The organism is Sphingobium chlorophenolicum, assembly GCF_000722875.1.
Classification (GTDB): Bacteria; Pseudomonadota; Alphaproteobacteria; order Sphingomonadales; family Sphingomonadaceae; genus Sphingobium; species Sphingobium chlorophenolicum.
The window spans coordinates 1-3434 of sequence record NZ_JFHR01000114.1 but is presented as its reverse complement, the minus strand read 5'-3'; the positions used below and the strand labels follow the sequence as shown (position 1 = coordinate 3434).

Sequence of the window (3434 nt, the reverse complement as noted above, 5' to 3'; positions counted from 1 at the left end):
AGCCCGTGCTTGATGACGTAAATGATCCCAGACACTATCCGCCGATCATCCACTCTTGGCACCCCATGAGACAAGGGAAAATACGGCTCGATCCGGCGCATCTGCGCCTCACTCAGCAGAAACGGAACATCCATCGGCAGCGCCTCCTAACGCTGCTATTGAATCAACCCATCACCCAATGCGCAAGCAATTTAACAGGTCCTGACCCTAAGTGATGACACGCCCTTGTAATGATGCGAACGGCGGCTAGCTTGCATCGAGATGGAAGCCCTCGCCCAGTCCCGAAGTCATAGGCTCCTTCACGCCTCGGCGCTGCCCTTATGCAACGCTCTGTCATTCTACTGTCATACAGCAGCAGTGCAAGTCGAGATCGCCACCAAATTGGCGACTTTAGAAGGAGATAGGAAGCCACGTAGCTTCGGCGGATCGCTGTAAATCGATCCTGGTTCAGCACCTCATTGCGGAGAATCCTGTCGAAAACGCTCGATCTGATGCATGCGTTCATGCAGAACAGTCACGATACCAACGGCACCATCTGACAAAACACGCCAGTAGATATAATGGCGCTCATATCGGCAATAGAACCCTTCAATGCCCAGGTCCCTTGGCACAGCCCGCCAGGCAATGCGCTGTGCGGCAATATCTTCAAACCGTGCGAAAAGGCCCCGTATATATTGGTCGGCCTGATCCTCCCCCCATGTTTCACGCGTATGGATGTAAATATCGTCAATCCGCCGACCGGCGGCCTGCTGGACGCGATATCCGATCATAAGACTCAGTTACAAGCGTTGCGGGCTATGACCGCGTCGGCATCAAGAGGCTGATAGTCACCCTCCGGCGCGGCAAATGCGCTGACCAACTCAGCCTGGAGGAGCGCCAAGCGCTCACTCTCGACCCGTTCCTTATCGCGCCGAATCAGATCTCGGACATATTCACTCACATTTTCATAGGCGCCAGCGTCTCCGATATTAGCGGAGACAAAGTCACTGAGAGCGCCGCTGACGCGCACATTCAAAGTCATAGGCTTGGACATCAGGCCACCTTTCTGTCCACAGAATATGGAATATCGAGGACAAATGCAATGGCGGCCGGACTTTCAGCTGTCGTGGGGAATATAGTCAAAGCCAATCACATCGGGATCCAGCAGCATGGCAGCACAAAATTCCTCCACCGCCTCTTCTCGCGTCTCGCTGACCGTGGAGGTGAATTCCATCCTTTCCTCGTCCAGTCGCTGGCTGATGGTCGAAGGCCTCAATCCCGCCTCGTGCAGACGCGCGCGAAAGGCCGAAGGCGCCACAGCGGCCGACCGCTTATAGCGCACCACGACCCGTGCGTAGCGGCGCTGGGGCAACAGCCGTTCGGATGCGGCCACAGCGGCGAGCACCGCCAAGCTTACGATCGTTCCGCTGATCGCCAGGCTGTAGAAACCGACACCGAACAAGATGCCGAGCGAGGAGGTCATCCATAAAGATGCCGCCGTCGTCAGCCCCCGGACATTGAACCCTTCGCGGAAGATCACTCCGCCACACAGAAACCCGATGCCTGTCAGTACGCCATGCGCCATGCGGACGGGATCGATCCTGATAATTTCGTCGGGCGTGTCGGTCAGCCAGCGAACCTGGTGTACAGCCGCCAACATCAGCAAGCCGCAAGAGAGGCTTACGAGGATGTGCGTGCGGAACCCCGCCGGGCTCGCGCGATATTCCCGTTCCGCGCCGATAACGCCGCCGGCCATAATCGCACCAAGGATCGGCAGGGCCAAGTCAGGATCGAGCAGGTTCATCAATTGGCCGGACGGCTGTTCGTGGACCAAGATGGAGTCAACGGTCAGTCTTCGCTTCCAGCTCGCGCGCCATCTTGAGATGCCCTTCGACGACCGGCGCGATCTGGCTGGCGACGGTCTTTAGCGCCGCGTCCGTGCCGCCGGAGGCGTAGGACCGCATCAGGGCCAGAGCGTCCTCATGCGCATCCACCTGGCCATCGACATATTCTTCATCGAACTTGGCGCCGGTCAGCTTCCGCAGCTGCGCCAGATCCTCCCTCTGGTCGGCGGTGAGCGCCGGGTCCGGCTGGATCGCAGGCTTGGCCCTGCCCGCCGCTGCCCTGACCTTGGCCGTGGAGTCCGTGTGAGCCTTGACCATCTGCTCGGCGAACGCCTTCACTTCGGGCGATGCCGCTTGAGCTGCGGCCAATTTCGCCGCCGCGATCTCGAAAGCATCGCTTTTGGCCGCCCGGTTCACGAAATCCTGCGCGCTAGGCGTCGGCTTCAAGGTCCCAACCACATTGTCGGCAGCATTTTCGATCCGGTCTCCAACAGCTTCGGCAGTGGCTGCGGCTGACCCTGCCGTATTTTCCGCCCGCCGCTCTGTGGCTTGGTTGCAGGCAGCTAAGGTCAAACCAGCGATCAGGAACATGGGGGTAAGGCGGGTCATGCTGCTCTCCCTCTCTATCAATGATCGCCAACGCGCGATTTGCGACACTCGTTCCCCGTAGCAAGCGGCAATGGCCAGGATCGGGCCTCGCAATCAAGCATGGCGCCTGTCATTGGCTCTGCCCGATCGCGTCCGGATCGCGACCCTGCCGATGGTCGAGCCATCGCATGGCGGGTGTAACGGTCAGGCCGTGCACAAGAATGGAAACCAGCGCGCCGAGACCCACAATGGCCCATAATCGCTCCGGGTCCGCCACGTCCATATGATTGAGGCCGTAAGCGAGATAATAGAAGGAGCCGACCCCACGGATACCGAAAAAGGCGATCGTCAGCTTCTCTACCTTGGCGGCGCTGAAGCCGGTTAGGGCTATCAACCCGGTCAGCGGTCGCACGATCAGCAACAGGATCAGCACGAGCACCGCGTCCATCGGCCGAAGGGCATTCAACAGGCCGCTTACCAACGCCCCTCCGAAGAGAAGAAGCAGAATCATCATGGCGAGCCGCTCAAACTGTTCGGTGAGGTCATGCATCTGGACGTGGAAATCATGATCCCGATGGGAAGCGCGAAGCGTCAATGCGGTGATGAAAACAGCGAGGAAGCCATAGCAGTTGAAGATCTCGATGACGCCGTAGGAAAAGAAGGTCGCGGCGATCGCGATCAGTCCGTCGCCGGTTTTGGCCAATTTGGTTTCAGCGGGCACCCGGAAGGTGAGCCAGCCGAACAGTTTTCCGATGAGCCAGCCACCCGCGACACCGACTGCGATTTCCCAAAGGACGTTGATCCCGAGCCATCGCCCGAACCAGGATTCGCCGCTGGAGGCGGCAAGCGCCATCGCAATCGCGAGATGGACGAAGGGAAAGGCTAAGGCGTGTGGACATTTAGCGCATAGCGATCTTCAGGGCCGCAAGGTTGATCATGGCGCGGTAGCTCTGATCAGTTTTCTCGTATCGGGTAGCGATGCGCCGGAATGTTTTGAGGCTACAGAAGAAGTTCTCGACGAGG

Annotated in this window: 6 protein-coding genes; all 6 read right to left on the bottom strand. The window is 58.9% G+C overall.

Features of this window, described 5'->3' with window-relative positions:
* A partial coding sequence (locus BV95_RS24695; RefSeq protein ID WP_156028741.1) for a transposase occupies positions 1-134 on the bottom strand: 134 nt, incomplete at its 3' end.
* 321 nt (positions 135-455) lie between these two features.
* A complete protein-coding gene (locus tag BV95_RS22405; RefSeq protein ID WP_037457527.1) occupies positions 456-770 on the bottom strand; it encodes a type II toxin-antitoxin system RelE/ParE family toxin in 315 nt (104 codons plus the stop codon).
* A gap of 5 nt (positions 771-775) precedes the next feature.
* Positions 776-1033: a ribbon-helix-helix domain-containing protein gene (locus BV95_RS22400; RefSeq protein ID WP_037457525.1), complete on the bottom strand. Its 258-nt coding sequence runs from the start codon at positions 1031-1033 to the stop codon at positions 776-778.
* Positions 1034-1096: 63 nt separating this feature from the next.
* Positions 1097-1813: an MgtC/SapB family protein gene (locus tag BV95_RS22395; RefSeq protein WP_234703281.1), complete on the bottom strand. Its 717-nt coding sequence runs from the start codon at positions 1811-1813 to the stop codon at positions 1097-1099.
* Positions 1814-1820: 7 nt separating this feature from the next.
* Complete coding sequence (locus BV95_RS22390; RefSeq protein ID WP_037457522.1) at positions 1821-2432, bottom strand: DUF4142 domain-containing protein; 612 nt, start codon at positions 2430-2432, stop codon at positions 1821-1823.
* Between the two features lie 109 nt (positions 2433-2541).
* Positions 2542-3270: a cation:proton antiporter domain-containing protein gene (locus BV95_RS22385; RefSeq protein ID WP_420806764.1), complete on the bottom strand. Its 729-nt coding sequence runs from the start codon at positions 3268-3270 to the stop codon at positions 2542-2544.
* Between the last annotated feature and the right edge of the window lie 164 nt (positions 3271-3434).

Bases quoted from the DNA above. Each gene is read 5' to 3' on its own strand.
- BV95_RS22400 (WP_037457525.1), bottom strand. From the start codon at position 1,033: ATGTCCAAGCCTATGACTTTGAATGTGCGCGTCAGCGGCGCTCTCAGT.
- BV95_RS22390 (WP_037457522.1), bottom strand. From the start codon at position 2,432: ATGACCCGCCTTACCCCCATGTTCCTGATCGCTGGTTTGACCTTAGCT.
- BV95_RS22405 (WP_037457527.1), bottom strand. From the start codon at position 770: ATGATCGGATATCGCGTCCAGCAGGCCGCCGGTCGGCGGATTGACGAT.